The sequence below is a fragment of the Geobacillus stearothermophilus ATCC 12980 genome, assembly GCF_030369615.1.
In the GTDB taxonomy this organism is placed as follows: domain Bacteria; phylum Bacillota; class Bacilli; order Bacillales; family Anoxybacillaceae; genus Geobacillus; species Geobacillus stearothermophilus.
Map to the genome: position 1 here is coordinate 1,061,915 of NZ_CP128494.1, position 22,979 is coordinate 1,084,893.

Here is a 22,979-nt window from a genome sequence, read left to right on the forward strand (position 1 = left end):
TTATGGACATGGAAACGATATTTCTTTCGCATCCGCATCGCTTTGAGCGCCAGGCGCTTCCCCCGACGGTGATGGCGCTCGGCTATTTTGACGGCATTCACCTTGGCCACCAAAAAGTGATCCGGACGGCGGTCGAGATTGCGAATGAACGCGGATACGAAAGCGCGGTGATGACGTTTCATCCTCATCCGTCCGTCGTGCTTGGCAAACAACCTGAGCTTCGTCTCATTACCCCGCTTAACAAAAAAGAGCAGTTGGTTGCGGCGCTTGGCGTGAATCGACTGTATATCGTCGAATTTACACCGGCGTTCGCCAACCTGCCGCCGGAGCAGTTTGCCGATCAATATTTGGATGGGCTTCATGTCAAGCACGTCGTCGCCGGTTTTGATTTCACTTATGGCCGGTTCGGAAAAGGGACGATGGAGACGATGCCGCTTCATGCGCGTGGCCGCTTTGGGCAAACCGTTGTTCCAAAGCTGGCCGTCGACGGGGAAAAGGTGAGTTCGACAAGGGTGCGGAAGCTCATTGAAGAAGGGGCGGTCGATCAGCTCCCCCGCCTCCTCGGCCGTTTTTATGACATCGAAGGGACGGTTGTCGCCGGGGAGCAGCGCGGGCGGACGATCGGGTTCCCGACGGCCAACATTGCGTTAAATGGCGACTACCTATTGCCGGCGGTCGGCGTTTACGCCGTCAAAGCGACCGTTGGCGGCCGGACGTACGAAGGGGTGGCGAACATCGGCTACAAACCGACGTTCCATGCGGCGCGCGAAGGGTTGCCGAGCGTGGAAGTGCATTTGTTTGCGTTCGCGCGCGACATTTACGGGGAAACGGTGACGGTTGAGTGGCACCGCCGCCTGCGGAGCGAGCGCAAGTTTGCCGGCGTCGCCGAGCTGGCGGCGCAAATTGCCCGCGACAAGGAAGAAGCAAAACAGTATTTCCGGCGTTTGGACGAAAAGACTTGCATTTTGCCGGAAAAAGAGGTATTCTAATCAGTGTATGCGAACCGTTGCTTGGCCAGGCGACTCACCGACGCCCGCTCGGCAACCGGGGATCGAAGACTAGGGAGGTGAACCATGATGGCATTGACGCAAGAGCGCAAACGCGAAATCATCGAACAATTCAAAGTCCATGAGAACGACACCGGTTCTCCGGAAGTGCAAATTGCGATTTTGACAGAGCAAATCAACAATTTGAATGAGCATTTGCGCGTCCATAAAAAAGACCATCATTCTCGGCGCGGCCTGCTGAAAATGGTCGGGAAACGCCGCCGGCTGTTGGCCTACTTGCGCAATAAAGATGTGGCGCGCTACCGTGAAATAGTTGAGAAACTTGGATTACGTCGATAAAAAAGCGGGAGCATTCCCGCTTTTTTGCTAGTTTATAGGCGCCGTTTGCGCGGCGATGATACAATAGCGCCAATTCGTCTATACTAATCATCAGCAGATCCCTTATTTTTGTACATAGAGAGGAGTACTCGTCTGTATGGAACAAGAGAAACGCGTGTTTTCCATCGATGTGGCTGGACGCCCGCTCGTCATTGAAACCGGCGAACTGGCAAAACAGGCGAACGGGGCGGCGCTCGTCCGCTACGGCGATACGGTGGTGCTGAGCACGGCCACCGCATCGCGGGAAGCGAAAAATGTGGACTTTTTCCCGCTGACGGTCAACTACGAGGAGCGGCTGTGCGCGGTCGGGAAAATTCCGGGCGGGTTTATTAAACGGGAAGGCCGCCCAAGCGAGAAAGCGATTTTGGCGAGCCGGCTCATCGACCGGCCGATCCGCCCGTTGTTTGCCGAAGGATTCCGCAACGAAGTGCAAGTCGTATCGATGGTCATGAGCGTCGACCAAGACTGCTCCCCGGAAGTGGCGGCGTTGATCGGTGCGTCTACGGCGTTGACGATTTCCGACATTCCGTTTGAAGGACCGATCGCCGGTGTCATCGTCGGCCGCGTCGATGGCCAGTTTGTCATCAATCCGACGGTCGAGCAGATGGAAAAAAGCGATCTGCATCTTGTCGTCGCTGGGACGAAAGATGCCATCAACATGGTCGAAGCCGGCGCGGATGAAGTGCCGGAAGAAGTGATGCTCGAAGCGATCATGTTCGGCCACGAAGAAGTCAAGCGGCTCATTGCTTTCCAAGAGGAAATTGCCGCCCAGGTCGGCAAAGAAAAAATGGAAGTCGTCTTGTATGAACCCGATCCTGAGTTGGAGGCGGAAATCCGCCAACTTGCGGAAGCAGATATTAAGCGGGCGGTGCAAGTGCCGGAAAAACTGGCGCGCGATGCTGCCATCGAGGATGTAAAAGCGGGCGTCATCGCCAAGTACGAAGCGGAAGAGGCGGATGAAGAGAAGCTGAAGCAAGTGCAGGAAATTTTGCACAAGCTTGTGAAAGAAGAAGTGCGCCGTTTGATTACAGTTGAGAAAATCCGTCCGGACGGGCGCAAAGTCGATGAAATCCGCCCGCTGTCGTCGGCGGTCGGCGTCTTGCCGCGCACGCACGGGTCGGGCTTGTTTACGCGCGGCCAAACGCAAGTGTTGAGCGTTTGTACGCTCGGGGCGCTCGGCGATGTACAAATTTTGGACGGGCTTGATTTGGAAGAATCGAAACGGTTCATGCATCATTACAACTTCCCGCCGTTTTCCGTCGGCGAAACCGGGCCGATGCGCGGGCCGGGGCGGCGCGAAATCGGACACGGCGCGCTTGGGGAGCGGGCGTTGGAGCCGGTCGTGCCGTCGGAGCGCGAGTTTCCGTACACGATCCGCCTCGTTTCGGAAGTGCTCGAGTCAAACGGATCGACATCGCAGGCGAGCATTTGCGCGAGCACACTGGCGATGATGGATGCCGGGGTGCCGATTAAAGCGCCGGTCGCCGGCATTGCCATGGGGCTGGTGAAACAAGACGATCATTACACAATTTTGACCGACATTCAAGGCATTGAAGACCATCTCGGCGATATGGACTTCAAAGTCGCCGGCACGAGAAAAGGCGTCACCGCCCTGCAAATGGACATTAAAATTAAAGGGCTGACGCGCGACATTTTGGAAGAGGCGCTCATGCAGGCGCGCAAAGGGCGCTTGGAAATTTTGGACCATATGATGCAAACGCTCAGCGAGCCGCGCAAAGAGCTGTCCAAATATGCGCCGAAAATTTTGATCATGCACATCAATCCGGATAAAATCCGCGAGGTCATTGGGCCGAGCGGCAAACAAATCAATAAAATCATCGATGAAACCGGCGTGAAAATCGATATCGAGCAAGACGGCACGATTTTCATCTCCTCTGTCGATGAAGCGGCCAACCAAAAAGCAAAGCAAATCATCGAAGACATCGTCCGCGAAGTCGAAGTGGGGGAAGTGTATTTGGGCAAGGTGAAACGGATCGAAAAATTCGGCGCGTTCGTCGAGCTGTTCAACGGCAAGGACGGGCTCGTCCACATTTCCGAGCTGGCCGAGGAGCGGGTCGGCAAAGTGGAAGACGTCGTGTCGATCGGCGATGAAATTTTGGTGAAGGTGACCGAAATCGATAAACAAGGGCGCGTCAACTTGTCGCGCAAAGCGGTGTTGCGCGAGCAGCGCGGCATTGCCGAGCCGCCGCGGGAAAAACGCGGAAGACGGCCGGAGCGCCAACGCATGAAGCCTTAGGAATTTGTTTCTTAAGGCTCTTTTGCTATGTTCTAACTTGTCTCCCGTAGACATATGGTTGTAGTAGTGAAAAAGGAGGGGGACAAGGGTGAACAACGGCTATGCCCGATACATGGCGCTAGCGGTCATGTTTCTCATCGCTTGGATGGCGGTTCAGTGGCCTCCGGTCGGCGGCTACATCGAGAGCTGGCGCCCGGTGGAAATGACCGCCATGAAAGAACGCGACAAACTGTACGAGACGATTGTCAAGCAGGCGAAGCAATACGAAATTCCCGCCCAGGATGCGGTCATTGATAAAGTGTGGAAGGCGACGCCGGGGTACAACGGGCTCGCTGTCGATATTGACGCCTCTTATGAAAACATGAAGAAAACGGGAACGTTCGATGAACGAAAACTCGTGTTCCGCCAAGTGCCGCCGCGCGTTCATTTGGATGACTTGCCGCCGGCGCCGATCTATCGCGGCCACCCCGACAAACCGATGGTCTCGCTGCTCATCAACGTGGCCTGGGGGGAAGAATACATCCCCGATATGCTTGAGACGTTGAAAAAACACGGGGTGAAGGCGACGTTCTTTTTGGAAGGGCGATGGGTAAAAAACCATCCGGAGATGGCAAAAATGATAGCAGATGCCGGCCATGAAATCGGCAACCATTCCTACAGCCATCCGGATATGAAAACGCTCAGCAGCGAAGCGGTCCGCCGCGAACTGGAAAAGACGAATGAAGTCATTGAAGCGGCGACGTCGGTCAAATGCAAATGGTTTGCCCCGCCGAGCGGCAGCTACCGTGATGACGTCGTCAACATCGCCGCCGAGCTCGGCATGAAGACGATCATGTGGAGCGTTGATACAATTGATTGGCAAAAACCGTCGCCATCTGCTATAGTGAAACGGGTAACATCAAAAATCCATCCCGGCGCCATGATTTTGATGCATCCGACGATGCCGACGGCGGCCGCACTCGATGAGCTGATCGCCTCGATCAAGCGGAAAGGCTATGCCATCGGCAGCCTGACAGCCTTATTCGACGAGAAAAGACTGGCCAAAAAACAGGAGGAACATGGAGTTGATTAACAAGTACACGTGCAAAAACGGCGTGCGAATCGTGCTGGAGCAAATTCCGACTGTAAGGTCGGTGGCCATCGGCGTATGGATCGGCACAGGTTCGCGCAATGAGACGGAACAAAACAACGGCATTTCCCACTTTTTAGAGCACATGTTTTTTAAAGGGACGGCAACGCGCACGGCCCGGGATATCGCCGAAGCGTTTGACAGCATCGGCGGGCAAGTGAACGCCTTTACGTCGAAAGAGTATACGTGCTATTACGCCAAAGTGTTGGACGAACATGCACCGCTCGCGTTGGAAATGCTTGCCGATATGTTTTTTCACTCGACGTTCGTTGAGGATGAGCTGCAAAAAGAGCGGAACGTGGTGCTTGAGGAAATCAAAATGTACGAAGACACGCCGGATGACATCGTCCACGATTTGCTCGGCAAGGCATGCTATGCGGGTCATCCGCTCGGCTACCCGATTTTAGGAACGGAAGAGACGTTGCGCACGTTTACGGGGGACACGTTGCGCCAATATATGGCCGACTACTATACTCCGGATCGCGTTGTCGTTTCCGTTGCCGGCAATGTCGATGAGCGGTTTATCACTGAAGTCGAACGTTATTTCGGCTCGTTCACTGCGTCCCGCAAGCCCGCTCCGTCAGGGACGCCGACGTTTGTGCCGCAAAAGCTCGCGCGCAAAAAAGACACGGAGCAGGCGCACGTATGCATCGGGTTCAACGGCCTGCCGGTCGGCCACCCGGATGCGTATCCGCTTCTGATCCTCAACAATATTTTAGGCGGCAGCATGAGCAGCCGGCTGTTTCAAGAAGTGCGCGAACAGCGCGGATTGGCGTATTCGGTGTTCTCGTACCATTCCGCCTACCAAGACAGCGGCTTGCTCGCCATTTACGCCGGCACGGGGAGCAGCCAGCTTGACGTTTTGTTTGAAACGATCCAACGGACGCTGCGCCAGTTGAAAGAAGACGGTATTACGGAAAAAGAGCTGCATAACAGCAAAGAACAGATGAAAGGAAGCTTGATGCTTGGGCTTGAAAGCACGAACAGCCGCATGAGCCGCAACGGCAAAAACGAACTTCTTCTCGGCCGCCATCGGTCGCTTGACGAGATTATCGAGGAAATTGAAAGCGTCACGGTGGAAAAAGTGAATGAGCTGGCGCGCACCGTTTTTACCGATGATTACGCGCTCGCCTTAATCAGCCCGGATGGCGTGCTGCCGCGCCCGCTTCGATCGTAGCCGCCTGTCGGGCATAAAAAAAGCTAACGACCCGTTGTGAGGTTGTTAGCTTTTTTCGTTTGGCGCGCCCGTCATTCTTGTTCCGGAGCGTCGATCATCACCATATCGGCGCCGATTTTGCGAATATACTTCCACGGCACGCGAATTTCCTGCCCGTCTTTGCGAAACCCGAACCATTTTCCAGTCGGGATGAGCAACGCTTCGATTTGCCCTGTTTGCTCGTTGATTTCCAAATCCGTTTGCCCAAGCACCCCAAGCCGCTCCGCCCGCCGCACATCGACGATTTCTTTGCCGCTTAATTCACTCAGCCTCACGCTGATTCCCCCTTCCCCCTTCCCCCTTCCCTCTTCCCTACTTCTATTGTAAGAAACGGGCGGGCAAAAAATGCCGCCCGCCAATGGCCTATTTTTCCGCCAAGAGCATTCACCTATATTTTTCTTCCAACATAAGATGGGAAAAGAAATGGAGCAGTTTGCCAGTAAAGAAGGTGACGAGGACATATGATGCTGACAGGAATGCATGTCGCCATCATCGGCGGTGATGCGCGGCAACTTGAAGTGATTCGCAAGCTTGTTGAACTGGACGCCAAATTGTCGCTTGTCGGCTTTGACCAGCTCGCCCACCATTTTACCGGGGCGACGAAGATGTCGATCGAGGAGGTCGATTTTGCCGACCTGGATGCGATCATTTTGCCGGTTCACGGCACGACATTGGATGGCAAGGTCAACAGCGTGTTTTCCCACGAACCGATTCCGTTCACGGAAGAGATGGTGCAAAAAACAGCCAAGCGGTGCACCGTTTATTCCGGCATCAGCAACTCGTATTTAGACGAACTGATGAAAAAGACCGGGCGCAAATACATCCAGCTGTTTGAGCGCGATGATGTCGCCATTTACAACTCGATCCCAACCGCTGAAGGAACGGTGATGATGGTGATCCAGCACACCGATTTTACGATTCACGGTTCCCGCATCGCCGTTTTAGGATTGGGGCGCGTCGGCATGACCGTCGCCCGGACATTTGCCGCTTTGGGGGCAAAAGTGAAAGTCGGGGCGCGCCGGTCGGAACATTTGGCCCGCATTACGGAAATGGGGCTTGAACCGTTTCATTTAAATGATTTGGAAAAAGAAGTGCGCGATATCGACGTTTGTGTTAACACCGTCCCCCATTTGATTGTAACGGCGAGCGTCATCGCGAAAATGCCGGCCCATACGCTGATCATCGATTTGGCGTCAAAGCCGGGCGGCACCGATTTTCGCTATGCTGAAAAGCGCGGAGTGAAAGCCATCTTGGCGCCTGGGCTGCCGGGGGTCGTCGCGCCGAAAACGGCCGGACAAATTATCGCCAACGTCTTGGCGCAGCTTTTGTATCAAGATTTACAGAAACGGAAGGAGAATAAACAATGAGCGAAAAAAGCCTGAAGGGGAAGCGGATCGGCTTCGGCCTGACTGGATCGCACTGCACGTATGACGCTGTGTTCCCGGAAATTGAAAAACTCGTGAATGAAGGGGCGGAGGTGCTGCCAATCGTCACGTATACGGTGAAGACGACGAACACCCGGTTTGGCGAAGGGGAAGAGTGGGTGAAAAAACTCGAGCAATTGACCGGGAACGAGGTGATTGACACGATCGTCAAGGCTGAACCGCTCGGGCCGAAAATCCCGCTCGACTGCATGGTCATCGCGCCGCTGACCGGCAACTCGATGAGCAAGCTGGCAAACGCCATGACCGATTCACCGGTGTTGATGGCCGCCAAGGCGACGATGCGCAACCACCGCCCGGTCGTGCTCGGCATTTCCACGAATGACGCCCTCGGCCTAAACGGCGTCAATTTGATGCGGCTGATGGCGGCGAAAAACATTTACTTCATCCCGTTTGGCCAAGATGCTCCGCACGCCAAACCGAACTCGATGGTGGCGCGCATGACGCTCCTGCATGACACTGTGCTTGCCGCCTTGGAAGGAAAGCAGCTGCAGCCAGTTGTGATCGAACGGTTCCGTTACAACGACTAACGGAGGGTGTGGAAAATCGACACCGGACAGAAAAATTTTCTCTCGTCCGCAGCGGAATGTGATAAAATAAAGACTATGAATTCATCTCTTTAGAGTGACGATGTGGAAGGAGAATGGCTGATGGCTGAAAAACAATACCATGTCGCTGTCGTCGGAGCCACGGGGGCAGTCGGACAACAAATGGTGCGGACGCTTGAAGACCGGAACTTCCCGGTCGGAACATTAACGTTGTTATCGTCAGAACGCTCGGCTGGCAAAAAAATGCGCTTCCGCGGCAGAGAGATTGAAGTGCAGGCCGCCGCGCCCGAGCGCTTTGATGGGGTTGATATCGCCTTATTCAGCGCTGGCGGCGCAGTGTCGAAAGCATTGGCGCCGGAGGCGGTTCGGCGCGGGGCGATTGTCATCGACAACACGAGCGCATTCCGGATGGAGGAAAACGTGCCGCTTGTCGTCCCGGAAGTGAACGAAAGCGATTTGACATGGCATAACGGCATCATCGCCAATCCGAACTGCTCGACGATTCAAATGGTCGTGGCGCTTGAGCCGATTCGGAAGGCGTTCGGCTTATCCCGCGTCATCGTTTCCACGTACCAGGCCGTCTCGGGAGCAGGGGCGCAGGCGATTGAAGAGCTGTACGAGCAGACGAAAGCGGTGCTTGACAATAAGCCGTTCGAGGCAACCATTTTGCCGGTCAAATCGGACCGGAAGCATTACCCAATCGCGTTTAACGCCATTCCGCAAATCGATAAGTTTCAAGATAACGGGTTTACGTTCGAAGAGATGAAAATGATCAACGAAACGAAAAAAATCATGCATATGCCCGAGCTGAGCGTCGCGGCGACGTGCGTACGCATTCCGGTGGCGAGCGGGCATTCGGAGTCGGTGTATATCGAGATCGAGCAAGACGGCGTCACGGCTGCCGATTTGCAAGCGGTGCTGCGCGAGGCGCCGGGCGTCGTTCTCCAAGACGATCCGAGCGAACAGCTGTATCCGATGCCGGCCAACTGCGTCGGCCAATACGACGTCTTTGTCGGCCGCATCCGCCGCGATTTGGACAACAGCCGCGCCTTTCATTTATGGATTGTTGCCGACAACTTGCTAAAAGGGGCTGCTTCAAATTCCGTGCAAATTGCCGAAAGTTTGCTGAAGCTCGGGCTCATTTAACGAGCATCGGGGGGTTATCATGAAAATCATTGTTCAAAAGTTCGGCGGCACGTCCGTCCGCGACGAACGCGGGCGAAACTTGGCGCGCCGCCATATTGAAAACGCGCTTGAAGATGGGTACAAAGTCGTCGTCGTTGTATCAGCGATGGGCCGCCAAGGCGATCCGTATGCGACCGACACGCTTCTTGGCTTGATCGGCGGAGCCCGTCACCATGTGACGAAGCGCGAGCAAGATATGCTTATGGCGTGCGGGGAAATCATTTCGAGCGTCGTGTTCAGCAACTTGCTGAACGAACACGGCATCAAGGCGACGGCGTTTACCGGCGCGCAAGCCGGATTTCGCACGACCAGTGATCATACGAACGCCAAAATTGTTGAAATGCGCTGCGAACGGTTGCTTGAAGCGCTTCGGGAATACGACGTCGTCGTCGTCGCCGGCTTTCAAGGCATGGCGGAAAACGGAGACATCACAACGCTCGGGCGCGGCGGGAGCGATACATCGGCCGCGGCGCTCGGCGCGGCGCTAAACGCCGAGTGGGTTGACATTTTTACCGATGTCGATGGCGTGATGACGGCCGACCCGCGTATTGTCGAAAATGCTCGGCCGTTGGAAGTTGTCACCTATACGGAAATTTGCAATATGGCGTACCAAGGGGCGAAAGTGATCCATCCGCGCGCGGTGGAAATCGCCATGCAGGCGAAAGTACCGCTGCGCATCCGTTCAACGTATTCCGATGGGCCAGGGACGCTCGTTACGTCATCGGTGCGCGGTCAAAGAGGAAGCGATGTGAAAGAGCGTCTCGTCACGGGCATTACGTACGTCGCCAATGTGACGCAAATGAAAGTGTTGGCAAAAGAAGGGCATTATGAACTGCAGTCGGATGTATTTCAGGCGATGGCTCACGAAGGAATCAGCGTCGACTTTATCAACATTTCACCGTACGGCGTCGTCTATACGGTGAGCGGAGATATGACGGAAAAAGCGATAGCCGCTTTGCGCCGCATTGGCTATGATCCGGTTGTGACGCCCCGCTGCGCCAAAGTGTCGGTCGTTGGCGCCGGCATTGCCGGTGTGCCAGGAGTAACGGCCAAAATCGTCACCGCTCTATCGGAGCAAGGCATTCAAATTTTGCAATCGGCAGACAGCCATACGACCATTTGGGTATTAGTCAAACAAGACGATATGGAAAAGGCCGTCAATGCCTTGCACGACGCCTTTTGCTTGTCCGAGGCCAAACAGGACGAATGATCAACCGATTTGAAAATGAGGAGTGAAAACCGTGGTTCAGTTCGGGAATGTCGTCACTGCGATGGTCACTCCCTTTGACCGAAAAGGAAACTTAGATTTAGCGAAAACGACAGAACTCGTCAACTATTTGCTTGACAACGGCACGGATGCGCTTGTTGTCGCAGGCACGACCGGCGAATCGCCGACGTTGACGACGGAAGAGAAAGTCGCACTGTTCCGCCATGTCGTTTCCGTCGTCAATGGCCGCGTGCCGGTTATTGCTGGGACGGGAACGAACAATACGCGCGCCTCGATCGAGCTGACGAAACGGGCGGAAGAAGCAGGCGTCGACGCTGTCATGCTTGTGGCGCCATATTACAACAAACCGAATCAAGAAGGGCTGTATCAGCATTTTAAAGCGATCGCTGAGAGCACGCCGCTGCCGGTCATGTTGTACAACGTGCCGGGGCGCACGTCGGTCAACCTCGCTCCTGAGACCGTCATTCGGCTGGCAGCGATTCCGAATATTGTCGCGGTCAAAGAAGCCGGCGGCAATTTAGAAGCGATGGCGGAAATCATTGAACGCACGCCGGACGATTTTCAACTGTATAGCGGCGATGACAGCTTGACGCTGCCGGTGTTGGCGATCGGCGGCGCCGGCGTGGTTTCTGTTGCATCGCACATCATCGGCAACGAAATGCAACAAATGATTCGTGCATTCCAGGCCGGCGACCATCAAGCCGCCGCCGCGTTGCACCGGAAATGGCTGCCGCTCATGAAAGGGCTGTTCGCTGCGCCGAGCCCGGTGCCGGTGAAAACCGCCCTGCAGTTGCGCGGCTTGGATGTCGGCTCGGTGCGCCTTCCGCTCGTTCCGCTCACCGAGCAGGAGCGAAACGAGCTCAGCCGTCTGCTTGATGCTTGATGGCCATATTCGTGCAGCAAATGACCCCAGCGTCGGTTCGGACGTTGGGGCTTTTTTGTCGAGACGGTGAAATGCGCCGGCTCGTTCATGAACCATCTTGTGTTTTTTGGCATCAATTCGTTATAATAAAGGCAAGTGACTTTGAGCGGGTTAGCATCACAATTGGGAGGACGCAGCCTTGAAATCCAAAATAAAGCCAGTAGAGAAAATACGCATTTTTGCCCTTGGGGGAGTCGGGGAAATCGGCAAAAACATGTATGTCGTCGAATTGGACGAGGACATTTTCGTCCTCGATGCCGGGGTGATGTTCCCGGAAGATGAGATGTTTGGCATTGACAAAGTCATCCCGGACATTGCCTACTTAATTGAACGGCAGCACCGCATTCAGGCGATTTTTCTCACTCACGGGCATGAGGAGCATATGGGAGCGATCGCCTACGTGCTCAAGCAGCTGTCTGTGCCAGTCTACGGGACGAAGCTGACGCTCGGGTTGGCGGAAGCGATTTTAAAAGAGCAAGGCATTGCAAACGCCAAACTGAATGAAATTCATCCTGACGCTGAACTGCTGTTTGACAAAGCAAAAGTGACGTTTTTCCGCACGATCCACAGCATCCCCGATTCCATCGGCATCAGCCTGCATACATCGCAAGGGGCGATCGTGTACACGAGCGATTTTAAATTTGACCAGACGCCGTATGGCAATAATCGCGCCGACTTGGGGAAAATGGCGCAAATCGGCGAACAAGGGGTGCTTTGTCTTTTGTCGGACAGCACGAATGCCGAGCGTCCGGGCTACAGCGGCTCTGATACAGCCGTCGCCCATGAGATTGCAGATGTGATCGGCCACGCGAAAGGGCGCGTGTTTGTCGCCTGCTATGCTTCGAACATTACGCGCATCCAACAAGTGCTTTACGCCGCCAAGCAGTACGGGCGCAAGGTGGCGGTGATCGGCAAAACGCTGCATAAAATTATGGACATCGCCGTCCGCCTCGGTTATTTGCATCTGCCGGATAAGGTGACGATTTCTGCCTACGACTTGGACCGCTATGGGGATGATGAACTCGTCATTTTGACGACCGGGGGTCATGGCGAGCCGATGAGCGCGCTTTGGCGCATGGCGCGGCAGGCGAACAAGCAGGTGAACATTAAAGAAGGAGACACCGTCATCGTCGCTGCTTCTGTCATGCCGGGGTATGAGCTTGGGTTTTCGAAAACGATCGACGCCCTATACCGGGCTGGGGCGAACGTCATTTACCACAATCGGCAAGTGCACGTGTCCGGGCACGGCTGCCAAGAAGAGCTTAAGCTCATGCTTAATTTGATGAAGCCGAAATATTTCATCCCGGTGCATGGGGAGTACCGAATGCAAAAGGCGCACGCCCGGTTGGCGAAGGCGGTCGGCATCTCGGAAGAGCGGACGTTTTTGCTTGACAAAGGTGAAGTGGTCGAATTTCGCGGCGGAGCCGCCCGCCCTGGCGGTAAAGTGCCGTACGGCAACATTTTAATCGATGGCCTCGGCATCGGCGACGTCGGCAACATTGTGTTGCGCGACAGGCGTTTGTTGTCGCAGGACGGCATTTTGATCGCCGTGGTGACACTAAACAAAGAAGCGAAAACGATTGCTGCTGGACCGGAAATCATATCGCGCGGATTCGTTTATATGCGCGAGGCGGAGACGCTGTTGGAAGAGGCTGAGCAAATGGTGTCGGAGATCATTAAGCGCTGTCTGGAATCATACATGCTGGAATGGTCATCGTTAAAGGCGAACATTCGCGAGGCGCTAAGCCAGTTTTTGTTTGAGAAAACGAAGCGAAAGCCGATGATTTTGCCGATTATTATGGAGGTATAACGCAATCATGCTCAAAGTCCAAGGGAAATGCTGGAAACGATGAACCGTTGCCGGCATTTTTCTTTTTCTTTTCGGCCATACTAAACGTATGACCGATAGAAAGGAGAAGGAATCGATGGACAAGGAGCGTTACCTTCAGGAAGAGACGGAAGAAAAACCGGAAACGAAAACGGAAGAGGCCACTGCTACCATCACCCAGCTTGGGCAGACGAATGTCCCGCAAATGGAACCGGATACGAACATTCATTGTCTGACGATTGTCGGCCAAATTGAAGGTCATATTCAGCTGCCGCCGCAAAACAAGGCGACAAAATACGAACATGTGATCCCACAAATCGTCGCCATTGAGCAAAATCCGAAAATCGAAGGGCTGCTCGTCATTTTAAATACGGTCGGCGGTGATGTGGAGGCCGGGCTTGCGATTGCGGAAATGCTCGCTTCGCTGTCAAAACCGACCGTTTCCATCGTGCTTGGCGGCGGCCATTCGATCGGCGTGCCGATCGCCGTTTCGTGCAACTATTCGTTCATCACTGAGACGGCGACGATGACGATTCATCCGATCCGTTTGACGGGGCTTGTCATTGGCGTTCCGCAGACGTTTGAGTATTTGGATAAAATGCAGGAACGCGTCGTCCGCTTCGTAACGAAGCATTCCAACATTAGCGAGGAGAAGTTTAAAGAGCTCATGTTTTCCAAAGGCAATTTGACGCGCGACATCGGCACGAACGTCGTCGGTCCCGATGCGGTCCGGTACGGCTTGATCGATGAAGTGGGCGGTGTCTCACAGGCCATGGCGAAGCTGCGCCAGCTGATCGAAGCGAAAAAAGGCGGCGAAGGGAAGATGATCCAATGATTTTGTACACGATCATGCCGGAACATTTGGTGTTCCCGGTCGATGCGGCCGCGTATGAAAAGCAAAAGCTAGTGCATTACGAAGGCATCCCGTTGCTCGTCCAAATGACCGATACGGGCGAATATGAAATCGTGCAAAACTTAAGCACCAACCCCTATCATTTTTTAAACGCCAAGTATGCGCCAGGGGTGCGGTTTCCGGTTTCTGTCGCAACATCGTAATGAATTGTCAAGTTGTTCATGATATAATAATAGACAAACAGAAAAAAGCAGCCATTGTTGGCTGCTTTTTCCGGCTTGCCAATTCATTCATGTTGGAGTGAGCGATCATGGCGAAACGAAAGCGACAAAAAAAAGGAAAAACGCCAAAGAAACAGTCATGGACGGAGACAATTCGCTTTGAATTGATCGGTCTCGGGCTGCTGGCTGTTGCCGTTGTGGCGATGGCTCGCCTCGGGCTTGTCGGGGAAACATTCGTGCTTGTCGGCCGCTTTTTTTTCGGCGAATGGTACATGCTGTTAATAGGGGGAGTGTTCATTTTATCGCTCATCCTCATTTGGAAACAATCGTGGCCGTCATGGGCGAGCCGTCCGTTTGTCGGCGTGTCAGTCATCACAGCGGCGCTTTTGCTGCTAAGTCACGAGAAGTTATTTGAGCTCATGTCGCGGCGCGGTGAGCTTGATCCGAGCGTCATCCGGACGACGTGGGCGATGTTTTGGAACGAGGCGGGCGGAAAGGAGTCCCATGCCGACCTAGGCGGCGGAATGGCTGGCGCTCTGTTGTTTGCCGCCAGCTATCAGCTGTTTGATTCGCTCGGGACAAAATGGATTTGTTTTCTGCTGTTTGTAGTCGGCTTTGTCGTATTGACCGGGAAATCGCTGCGCGAAACGATCGGACAGATAGTTGTTGGGGCGGCCGCGCTTGTGCGGAAGGAATGGCTGGCGTTCGTCGCCGATGTGAAACAATGGCTCGCGGGGAGAAAACGGCGAGCGAGTGTAGAACGAGGCCGGCGTTCACGGCGGACGGCCGCCTATCCGGCCGAGGAATCGGCAGAAGCCGGGGCTGCTGAGGCGGACGACGAATTGCTTTCGCCGCCGCCGATCATATCCGATTTTGCCGCCGTCCGGGCGGCCGCCGAGCCGGAAGAAGAGAAACAGCTGCCTGTGGAAGATGACGACAGCGAAGGGGGGGCATCCCCGCCGTTGGCGTTTTCCGAGCATGAAAATGCCAATTACGATTTGCCGCCGCTTGAACTTCTCCGTCCGCCAAAGCCGGCTGGGCAGTCGACCGACCATGCGAATATTTATGCCAATGCGCGCAAGCTGGAAAAAACGTTCCAAAGCTTTGGCGTTAAAGCGAAAGTGACGCAGGTGCACCTTGGCCCGGCGGTGACAAAATATGAAGTGTACCCGGACGTCGGGGTGAAAGTAAGCAAAATCGTCAGCTTAAGCGACGACTTGGCGCTCGCCTTGGCGGCGAAAGACATCCGCATTGAAGCGCCCATCCCCGGCAAGTCCGCAATCGGCATCGAAGTGCCGAACGAGGAGATCGCCACCGTCTCGCTGCGCGAAGTGCTGGAGGCGGTCGAGCACACAAGGTCCGAATCCAAGCTGTTGATCCCGCTCGGGCGCGACATTTCCGGGGAAGTCGTTGCCGCCGAGTTGAACAAAATGCCGCATTTGTTGATCGCCGGCGCTACCGGGAGCGGGAAAAGCGTCTGTATCAACGGCATTATCGTCAGCCTGCTCATGCGCACCAAGCCCCATGAAGTGAAGTTGATGATGATTGACCCGAAAATGGTCGAGCTAAGCGTCTACAATGGCATTCCGCATCTGTTGACGCCGGTCGTCACCGATGCGAAAAAAGCGGCTCAAGCGCTGAAAAAAGTCGTCCAAGAAATGGAACGGCGCTACGAGCTATTTTCCCATACCGGCACGCGCAACATTGAAGGGTATAACGAGCATATCCGTCAGCAGAACGAAGCCGCGCTGGAGCAGCAGCCGCTTTTGCCATATATCGTCGTCATCATTGACGAACTGGCTGACTTGATGATGGTCGCTTCGTCAGATGTGGAAGAGGCGATCACTCGGTTGGCGCAAATGGCGCGCGCGGCCGGCATTCACTTGATCATCGCCACTCAACGCCCGTCGGTTGACGTTATCACGGGCGTCATTAAGGCCAACATTCCGTCACGCATCGCGTTCAGCGTCTCATCGCAAATTGACTCACGCACCATTCTCGATGTGGGCGGGGCGGAAAAACTTCTCGGCCGCGGCGACATGCTGTTTTTGCCCATGGGCGCGTCCAAACCGGTGCGCGTGCAAGGCGCATTTGTGTCCGATCAAGAAGTGGAAGACGTCGTCCAATTTGTCATCGGCCAGCAGCAGGCCCAATATTACGAGGAGATGATCGTACCGGAAGAGGAGGCGAACGCATCGGCCTTCGAAGACGACTTGTATGAAGAGGCCGTCCGCCTTGTTGTGGAAATGCAAAGCGCTTCTGTGTCGATGCTGCAGCGCCGCTTCCGCATTGGCTACAACCGCGCCGCCCGGCTGATCGACGCCATGGAGGAGCGAGGCGTCGTCGGTCCGTACGAAGGGAGCAAACCGCGCGCGGTTCTTTGGTCGAAAGAAGATTTGAAAAAGACGTCGTAGCACTCGGCGGAAAATGGGCCTCAGAGCATTTTGTCAGAAAAGCGCTGGCGTCACGAGTTTTTTCCATTGAACATGGGCTGAAATCAACAGTCTTTTGCGCTGCATCGCAAGCCCTGATCGCTAAGCAGGCAGGTCGATGCCACCTGCCTGCCAATCGTATGCCACATTGGAATCGCTTTCATAAACATATCTTTTTTTTCGACAAAATTTGATAACCCTATTTATTTGGCCAGTAAAAAATGATATAGTAGTCTCAAAAAGGTTATATGTCTAATGTCAGAGGTCTGACTCTTACAGGAGATCATGTGGAGGACGTTGTCATGTCAATCAAATCAGACAACCGCCATCTGTACTTGCAAGTCATCGACCGTTTGAAACACGATATTGAAACTGGCGTGTACAAAGAAAAGCAAAAGCTGCCGTCTGAGTTTGAGCTTGCCAAACAGCTTGGCGTCAGCCGGGCGACATTGAGGGAAGCGCTCAGGGTGCTGGAAGAAGAAAACATTATCATCCGCCGCCACGGCGTCGGAACGTTTGTCAACGCCCGGCCGCTGTTTACGTCCGGCATCGAGCAGCTCTCAATCGTCACGGACATGATCCGCCAAGCCGGACGAAAACCGGGAACGATTTTTTTTGTCTTCTTCCATCCTGCTGCCGACAGAAGACGATATGCGCCGTTTTCAATGCCGCCCGGACGACGAGATTTTGTTGATCGAGCGGGTGCGCACCGCCGACGGGGAGCCGGTCGTCTATTGCCTCGATAAAATTTTGTGCAAGTATTTGCCAAAAGGCATTTCGTACGAACACGAATCGTTGTTTGAAAACTTGCACAACCAAACGCATCGCGACATCGCCTATGCAGTTGCGCGCATCGAGCCGCTCGGCTACCATGAAAAAGTGTCGCCGATTTTGCAATGCGACCCGGAAACGGCGCTGCTTGTGCTCAAGCAAATGCATTTCGATAAAAACGACGAGCCGATTTTTTATTCCGTCAACTACTTCCGCTCCGACAAGTTCAGCTTCCATGTCATGCGGAAGCGGTTCAGCTTTTAAGGGGGTGAAAATGGGTACATAGAAAGAGAGCGGAAGCTTTATACTAATTAAAGAACAAATTTTCAAGCCAGGGGGGCAGTGAATGTGAAAAAGCGAATCGGATTGGTGTTGTCCGTCCTGTTTGCCGCCGGCACGCTGCTTAGCGCCTGCGGACAAGCCGGCAACAATGCGGGAGGCGGCAATCAGAAAGATACGTTCAGTGTCGCCATGGTCACCGACGTCGGCGGCATTGACGACAAATCGTTCAACCAGTCGGCTTGGGAAGGGCTGCAAAAGTTCGGCAAAGACAACGGGTTAGAAAAAGGCCGCGGCGGCTACGACTACTTGCAGTCATCGAGCGACGCTGACTATGCCACGAACTTAAACAAGCTCGTGCGCAGCGACTTTGACTTGATTTTCGGCATCGGGTATTTGATGGGCGACGCGGTGAAAGAAGTCGCGAAGCAAAACCCGAAAAAACATTTCGCCATCGTCGACACGGTTGTTGATGAGCCCAATGTCGCCAGCATCACGTTCAAGGAGCATGAAGGCTCGTTCCTTGTCGGCGTTGTTGCCGGTTTGATGACGAAAACGAATAAAATCGGCTTTGTCGGTGGGATGGAGATTCCGTTGATCGAAAAATTCGAAAGCGGATTCCGCGCCGGCGTGAAAGCGGTCAATCCGAAGGCGACTGTGGAAGTGCAATACGCCGGGGCGTTCGACCAAGCGGATAAAGGGAAAGCGATCGCCTCGAGCATGTACGCGTCTGGCATCGACATCATCTACCATGCAGCTGGAGCGACTGGGAACGGCGTCTTCTCGGAAGCGAAAGATTTGAAGAAGAAAGATCCGAACCGCGAAATTTGGGTCATCGGTGTTGACAAAGACCAAGCGCCGGAGGGAGAAGTGAAAGTCGGCGGCAAAACGTACAACGTAACGCTCACTTCGATGGTGAAACGCGTCGACGTCGCTGTCTATGACACGGCGAAACGGGCGAAAGAGGGTGACTTCCCGGGCGGCAAAACGATTGAGTACGGGTTGCCGGAAAATGGGGTTGGCATTGCCCCGACGCAAGGCAACATTCCGGAGAACGTGTTAAAAACCGTTGACGAATGGAAGCAAAAAATCATCAAAGGCGAAGTGAAAGTTCCGACAAACCGGAAAGAGTACGAGCAATTCGCTGCGACGATCAAGTGACGAACAACGGCGAAGAAGGCTAGCGCGAGCCGCTAGCCTTCTTCAAAATCGTCAACTCCCCCCACTTCGCTAACGCTTGAAGTGGGGGCCTGCCACTCCCCAGAAGTGCAAACGGACCTCGTCCTCCTTCCTTGACTTGGGGTTGCATCAGGGGGCAGGTTGACCGCTGCCCAACGACGCAGGTCATGCCTGCATCGTTGCCGATTCTCTCGGTGTGTCTGTTGGCAGTACTTGGCTTCCACACACAACAGACAGACCTGCGCTCGATGTTTGACGGCTACAACGTTTCCTGCAGCCAACCCCATACATCGAGCAGCCGTGATTGGAGTGCCTTTATTGAACGGTTTTCTCCACGTCTTTATTCGATCATACACAAAAGAAAGGGGGAACGCGCATTCCTCTCCCACTTACTCCCTTTGGTCGTTGAAGTGGGAGTCTCCTGCGCGAAATAGGATGAAGGGCGGCCGTTTCGCTGTCGCCTTTCATTTTGTGATTTTGACCTTGCTTGAGTAAGGAGTGAATCGCTTGGAATACGTGATTGAAATGCTCAATATCCGCAAAGTGTTTGGCACGTTTGTCGCCAATGACAACATTACGCTGCAAGTGAAAAAAGGGGAGATACACGCTCTGCTTGGCGAAAACGGGGCCGGCAAATCGACGCTCATGAACGTGCTGTTCGGTTTATACCAGCCGGACGGCGGCGAAATCCGTGTGAAAGGAAAGCCGGTGCGCATCACCGACCCGAACGTCGCCAACGATCTTGGCATCGGCATGGTGCATCAGCACTTTATGCTCGTCGATACGTTCACGGTGACGGAAAACATCATCTTAGGCAGCGAACCGACGCGGGTCGGAACGATCGATATGAAGCGGGCGGAGCGGGAAGTGCGCGAATTGTCGGAACGATATGGACTCGCGGTCGATCCGACAGCGAAGATCGCCGACATTTCCGTCGGCATGCAGCAGCGCGTGGAAATTTTAAAGACGCTTTACCGCGGCGCCGATATTTTGATTTTTGACGAACCGACAGCGGTGTTGACGCCGCAGGAAATCCGCGAGCTCATCCAAATTATGCGCACGCTCGTCCGCGAAGGAAAATCCATCATTTTAATTACACACAAACTTAAAGAAATTATGGAAGTGTGCGACCGCGTCACCGTCATCCGCCGCGGCAAAGGAATTGCGACGCTCAATGTGGCGGAGACGAATCCGAACGAACTGGCGGCGCTCATGGTCGGCCGCGAGGTGCAGTTTACGACCGCTAAGAAACCGGCTGAGCCGGGAAAACCGGTGTTGGAAATTAAAGACTTAGTCGTCAAGGACGCGCGCGGGATCAAAGCGGTCAACGGTTTGAACTTGACGGTGCACGCCGGCGAGATCGTCGGCATTGCTGGAGTTGACGGCAACGGCCAGACCGAGCTCATTGAAGCCATAACCGGGTTGATCAAAGCTGAATCAGGGACAATCCGCCTCAACGGCCGAGACATTACGAATTTGCCGCCGCGCAAAATCATCGAAGCCGGCGTCGGCCATATTCCGCAAGATCGGCATAAGCACGGGCTTGTCCTTGACTTTCCGATCGGCGAAAACATGGTGCTGCAAACCTACTATCAGCCGCCGTACTCGAAACGGGGTCTGTTGAATTTTCAAGCCATTTACGAAAAAGCGCGCCAGCTCATCCGCGAATTTGACGTGCGCACGCCGGATGAATATACGAAGGCGCGGGCGCTGTCGGGCGGAAACCAGCAAAAAGCGATCATTGGCCGCGAAGTTGACCGCGACCCGGATTTGTTGATCGCCGCCCAGCCGACAAGGGGGCTTGACGTCGGCGCGATCGAGTTTATCCATAAGCGGCTCATCGAACAGCGCGACCGCGGCAAAGCGGTGCTGCTCGTCTCATTTGAGCTCGATGAAGTCATGAACGTCAGCGACCGGATCGCCGTTATTTATGAGGGGAAAATTGTCGCCATCGTCGATCCGAAAGAGACGACGGAACAAGAGCTCGGGCTGCTGATGGCTGGAAGTAAACGGAAGGAAGCAGGTGTGTCGTGATGAAGTCAAACCGTCTCCAGCAATTGTTGATTCCTGTATTGGCCGTCTTGCTCGGCATGGCTGCCGGATCCATCGTCATGCTCGTGAGCGGCTACAACCCGATCGCTGGGTTTTACGCTCTCGTGTACGGGGCATTTGGCGATACGTACTATATCGGCGAAACGATCCGCCAGACGACGCCGTACATTTTAACCGGGTTGGCGGTGGCGTTTGCTTTTCGCACCGGCTTGTTTAACATCGGGGTCGAAGGGCAGCTGATCGTCGGCTGGCTGGCGGCCGTCTGGGTCGGCGTGTCGTTCGACTTGCCGAAAATCATCCATTTGCCGCTCGCCATTTTGGCGGCCGCCCTCGCCGGAGCGCTTTGGGGGCTGATCCCAGGCGTGCTAAAGGCGTATTTAAAAGTGCATGAAGTCATTATTACGATTATGATGAACTATATTGCTTTGCATGTAACGAACGCCATCATCCGTTCCGTTTTGTCCGATGAGGGATTTAAATCAAAGCCGGTGAAAGAAAGCGCATCGCTTCACTCCGACTTTTTTGATGCCATTACGTATCATTCCACCATGCATTACGGCATTTTCATCGCTGTCGCCGCCGCATTTGTCATGTGGTTTTTGCTTGAGCGGACGACGAAAGGGTTTGAGCTGCGGGCGGTCGGGTTCAACCAGCATGCCTCCCAGTATGCCGGCATGAACGTGCGCGCCAACATCATTTTAGCGATGGTCATCTCCGGCGCTTTTGCCGGCGTCGCCGGGGCGATGGAGGGGCTTGGCACATTTGGAAACATCTCGACGAAAGCCGGCTTTACCGGCCTCGGGTTTGACGGCATCGCCGTCGCCCTGATCGGCGGCAACAACGCGTTTGGCATTTTGCTCTCCGCCTTGTTGTTTGGCGCCTTAAAAGTCGGGGCGTTGGAAATGCCATCAAGCGCCGGCGTGCCGACCGAACTCGTCGATATTATTATCGCGCTCATCATTTTCTTTGTGGCATCGAGCTATATGATTCGCTGGCTGTTATCTCGCTGGCAAAAGGGGGCGGAGTAAGTGAGCATGTATGACGTGTTGCAGACGATTATCCCGACAGCGATTTTCTTTGCGGCTCCCCTCATTTTCACGGCGCTTGGCGGTGTGTTCAGCGAACGGTCCGGCGTCGTCAACATCGGGCTTGAAGGATTGATGACCATCGGCGCGTTTGTCGGCATCGTCTTTAATTTGACGTTTGCCGATCGGTTTGGCGAATGGACGCCGTGGCTTGCCTTATTGGCTGCCATGGTGGTCGGCGCTGTATTTTCCCTGCTGCACGCTGTCGCGTCGGTTACCTTTCGCGCCGACCAAGTCGTCAGCGGGGTGGCGATCAACTTTTTGGCGCTTGGCCTGTCGCTGTTTTTAGTCAAAAAAATGTACGGCAAAGGCCAGACCGACCAAATTCAAGTCGGGTTTGACAAAATCGATGTGCCGGTGTTGAGCGACATCCCGGTCATCGGCCCGCTGTTATTCTCCAATGCGTATGTGACGTCGTACATCGCCATTTTGTTGGCGTTTGTCTCTTGGTATGTGATTTATAAAACGCCGTTTGGCCTGCGGCTGCGTGCGGTCGGCGAACATCCGATGGCGGCGGATACGATGGGGATTCATGTCGCCAAAATGCGCTACATCGCCGTCATGATCAGCGGGGCGCTCGGCGGTTTGGGCGGTGCGGTATACGCGACGATCATTTCCCGCGATTTTAGCCATGCGACGATTTCTGGGCACGGATTTATGGCGCTCGCCGCCATGATTTTTGGCAAATGGCATCCGATCGGCGCGATGGGAGCGGCGCTCTTTTTCGGACTGGCGCAAAGCTTAAGCATTGTCGGGCAAACCATTCCGTTTTTGAAAAACGTTCCGACGGTTTACTTGCTCATCGCCCCGTACGTGCTCACCATTTTGGCGCTCGCCGGCTTCATCGGGCGGGCGGAGGCGCCGAAAGCGGCCGGCACGCCATATATCAAAGGGAAACGGTAGAACTTGCAGCTGTCCGGCGCAACCGGACAGCTGTTTTTCATTCCCATGATGGCAATGTTTCCAA

19 protein-coding genes and 1 pseudogene are annotated in these 22,979 nt (G+C 54.5%); 19 read left to right on the forward strand and 1 reads right to left on the reverse strand.

Annotated features, from left to right (window positions below; translation table 11 throughout):
* Positions 1 to 2: 2 nt before the first annotated feature.
* From ribF to QSJ10_RS05755, 5 genes are all read left to right on the forward strand, one after another.
* The gene (gene ribF / locus QSJ10_RS05735) at positions 3 to 989 is read left to right on the forward strand and encodes a bifunctional riboflavin kinase/FAD synthetase (protein ID WP_033016836.1); all 987 of its coding nucleotides are present in this window, start codon (positions 3 to 5) and stop codon (positions 987 to 989) included.
* Positions 990 to 1,076: 87 nt separating this feature from the next.
* Positions 1,077 to 1,346, forward strand: coding sequence for a 30S ribosomal protein S15 (gene rpsO / locus QSJ10_RS05740; RefSeq protein WP_033016867.1), 270 nt, complete (start codon positions 1,077 to 1,079; stop codon positions 1,344 to 1,346).
* 136 nt (positions 1,347 to 1,482) lie between these two features.
* Positions 1,483 to 3,642 (forward strand): polyribonucleotide nucleotidyltransferase, encoded by a 2,160-nt coding sequence (pnp, locus tag QSJ10_RS05745; protein WP_289493461.1) that lies wholly within the window; start codon positions 1,483 to 1,485, stop codon positions 3,640 to 3,642.
* A gap of 88 nt (positions 3,643 to 3,730) precedes the next feature.
* Positions 3,731 to 4,714, forward strand: a complete 984-nt coding sequence (locus QSJ10_RS05750) for a polysaccharide deacetylase family protein (protein ID WP_049624698.1) — start codon at positions 3,731 to 3,733, stop codon at positions 4,712 to 4,714.
* Complete coding sequence (locus tag QSJ10_RS05755; protein WP_033016833.1) at positions 4,701 to 5,948, forward strand: M16 family metallopeptidase; 1,248 nt, start codon at positions 4,701 to 4,703, stop codon at positions 5,946 to 5,948. The genes QSJ10_RS05750 and QSJ10_RS05755 overlap by 14 nt, the downstream gene beginning before the upstream one ends.
* Positions 5,949 to 6,019: 71 nt before the next feature.
* Here the strand turns inward: QSJ10_RS05755 and QSJ10_RS05760 are convergent, their stop codons facing one another.
* Positions 6,020 to 6,262 (reverse strand): YlmC/YmxH family sporulation protein, encoded by a 243-nt coding sequence (locus QSJ10_RS05760; protein WP_033008066.1) that lies wholly within the window; start codon positions 6,260 to 6,262, stop codon positions 6,020 to 6,022.
* 186 nt (positions 6,263 to 6,448) lie between these two features.
* Between QSJ10_RS05760 and dpaA the strand changes: the two genes are divergently transcribed.
* The 14 genes and pseudogenes from dpaA (at position 6,449) to QSJ10_RS05830 (ending at position 22,915) form a co-directional block, all read left to right on the forward strand.
* A complete protein-coding gene (gene dpaA / locus QSJ10_RS05765) occupies positions 6,449 to 7,354 on the forward strand; it encodes a dipicolinic acid synthetase subunit A (protein WP_049624699.1) in 906 nt (301 codons plus the stop codon).
* Entirely contained in the window at positions 7,351 to 7,959 is a 609-nt protein-coding gene (locus QSJ10_RS05770; protein ID WP_033016831.1) for a dipicolinate synthase subunit B, read from the forward strand. The genes dpaA and QSJ10_RS05770 overlap by 4 nt, the downstream gene beginning before the upstream one ends.
* 120 nt (positions 7,960 to 8,079) lie before the next feature.
* Complete coding sequence (asd, locus tag QSJ10_RS05775; RefSeq protein ID WP_033008061.1) at positions 8,080 to 9,123, forward strand: aspartate-semialdehyde dehydrogenase; 1,044 nt, start codon at positions 8,080 to 8,082, stop codon at positions 9,121 to 9,123.
* A gap of 19 nt (positions 9,124 to 9,142) precedes the next feature.
* Positions 9,143 to 10,372 (forward strand): aspartate kinase, encoded by a 1,230-nt coding sequence (dapG, locus tag QSJ10_RS05780; RefSeq protein ID WP_053532331.1) that lies wholly within the window; start codon positions 9,143 to 9,145, stop codon positions 10,370 to 10,372.
* A 31-nt stretch (positions 10,373 to 10,403) separates the two neighbouring features.
* Positions 10,404 to 11,273 (forward strand): 4-hydroxy-tetrahydrodipicolinate synthase, encoded by an 870-nt coding sequence (dapA, locus tag QSJ10_RS05785; RefSeq protein ID WP_033008058.1) that lies wholly within the window; start codon positions 10,404 to 10,406, stop codon positions 11,271 to 11,273.
* 178 nt (positions 11,274 to 11,451) lie between these two features.
* Entirely contained in the window at positions 11,452 to 13,122 is a 1,671-nt protein-coding gene (locus QSJ10_RS05790; RefSeq protein WP_033016829.1) for a ribonuclease J, read from the forward strand.
* A 115-nt stretch (positions 13,123 to 13,237) separates the two neighbouring features.
* Positions 13,238 to 13,975, forward strand: a complete 738-nt coding sequence (locus tag QSJ10_RS05795) for a ClpP family protease (RefSeq protein ID WP_033016828.1) — start codon at positions 13,238 to 13,240, stop codon at positions 13,973 to 13,975.
* Positions 13,972 to 14,196: a YlzJ-like family protein gene (locus QSJ10_RS05800; protein WP_033008053.1), complete on the forward strand. Its 225-nt coding sequence runs from the start codon at positions 13,972 to 13,974 to the stop codon at positions 14,194 to 14,196. Before QSJ10_RS05795 ends, QSJ10_RS05800 begins: the two co-directional genes overlap by 4 nt.
* A gap of 107 nt (positions 14,197 to 14,303) precedes the next feature.
* Complete coding sequence (locus tag QSJ10_RS05805; RefSeq protein WP_033016827.1) at positions 14,304 to 16,628, forward strand: DNA translocase FtsK; 2,325 nt, start codon at positions 14,304 to 14,306, stop codon at positions 16,626 to 16,628.
* 320 nt (positions 16,629 to 16,948) lie between these two features.
* Positions 16,949 to 17,681, forward strand: a pseudogene (locus tag QSJ10_RS05810) (GntR family transcriptional regulator).
* Between the two features lie 84 nt (positions 17,682 to 17,765).
* Positions 17,766 to 18,857: a BMP family lipoprotein gene (locus QSJ10_RS05815; protein ID WP_033016826.1), complete on the forward strand. Its 1,092-nt coding sequence runs from the start codon at positions 17,766 to 17,768 to the stop codon at positions 18,855 to 18,857.
* A 525-nt stretch (positions 18,858 to 19,382) separates the two neighbouring features.
* The gene (locus QSJ10_RS05820; RefSeq protein ID WP_049624702.1) at positions 19,383 to 20,909 is read left to right on the forward strand and encodes an ABC transporter ATP-binding protein; all 1,527 of its coding nucleotides are present in this window, start codon (positions 19,383 to 19,385) and stop codon (positions 20,907 to 20,909) included.
* Positions 20,909 to 21,955, forward strand: coding sequence for an ABC transporter permease (locus QSJ10_RS05825; RefSeq protein ID WP_044741264.1), 1,047 nt, complete (start codon positions 20,909 to 20,911; stop codon positions 21,953 to 21,955). The genes QSJ10_RS05820 and QSJ10_RS05825 overlap by 1 nt, the downstream gene beginning before the upstream one ends.
* Complete coding sequence (locus tag QSJ10_RS05830; protein ID WP_049624703.1) at positions 21,956 to 22,915, forward strand: ABC transporter permease; 960 nt, start codon at positions 21,956 to 21,958, stop codon at positions 22,913 to 22,915.
* Positions 22,916 to 22,979: the final 64 nt, after the last annotated feature.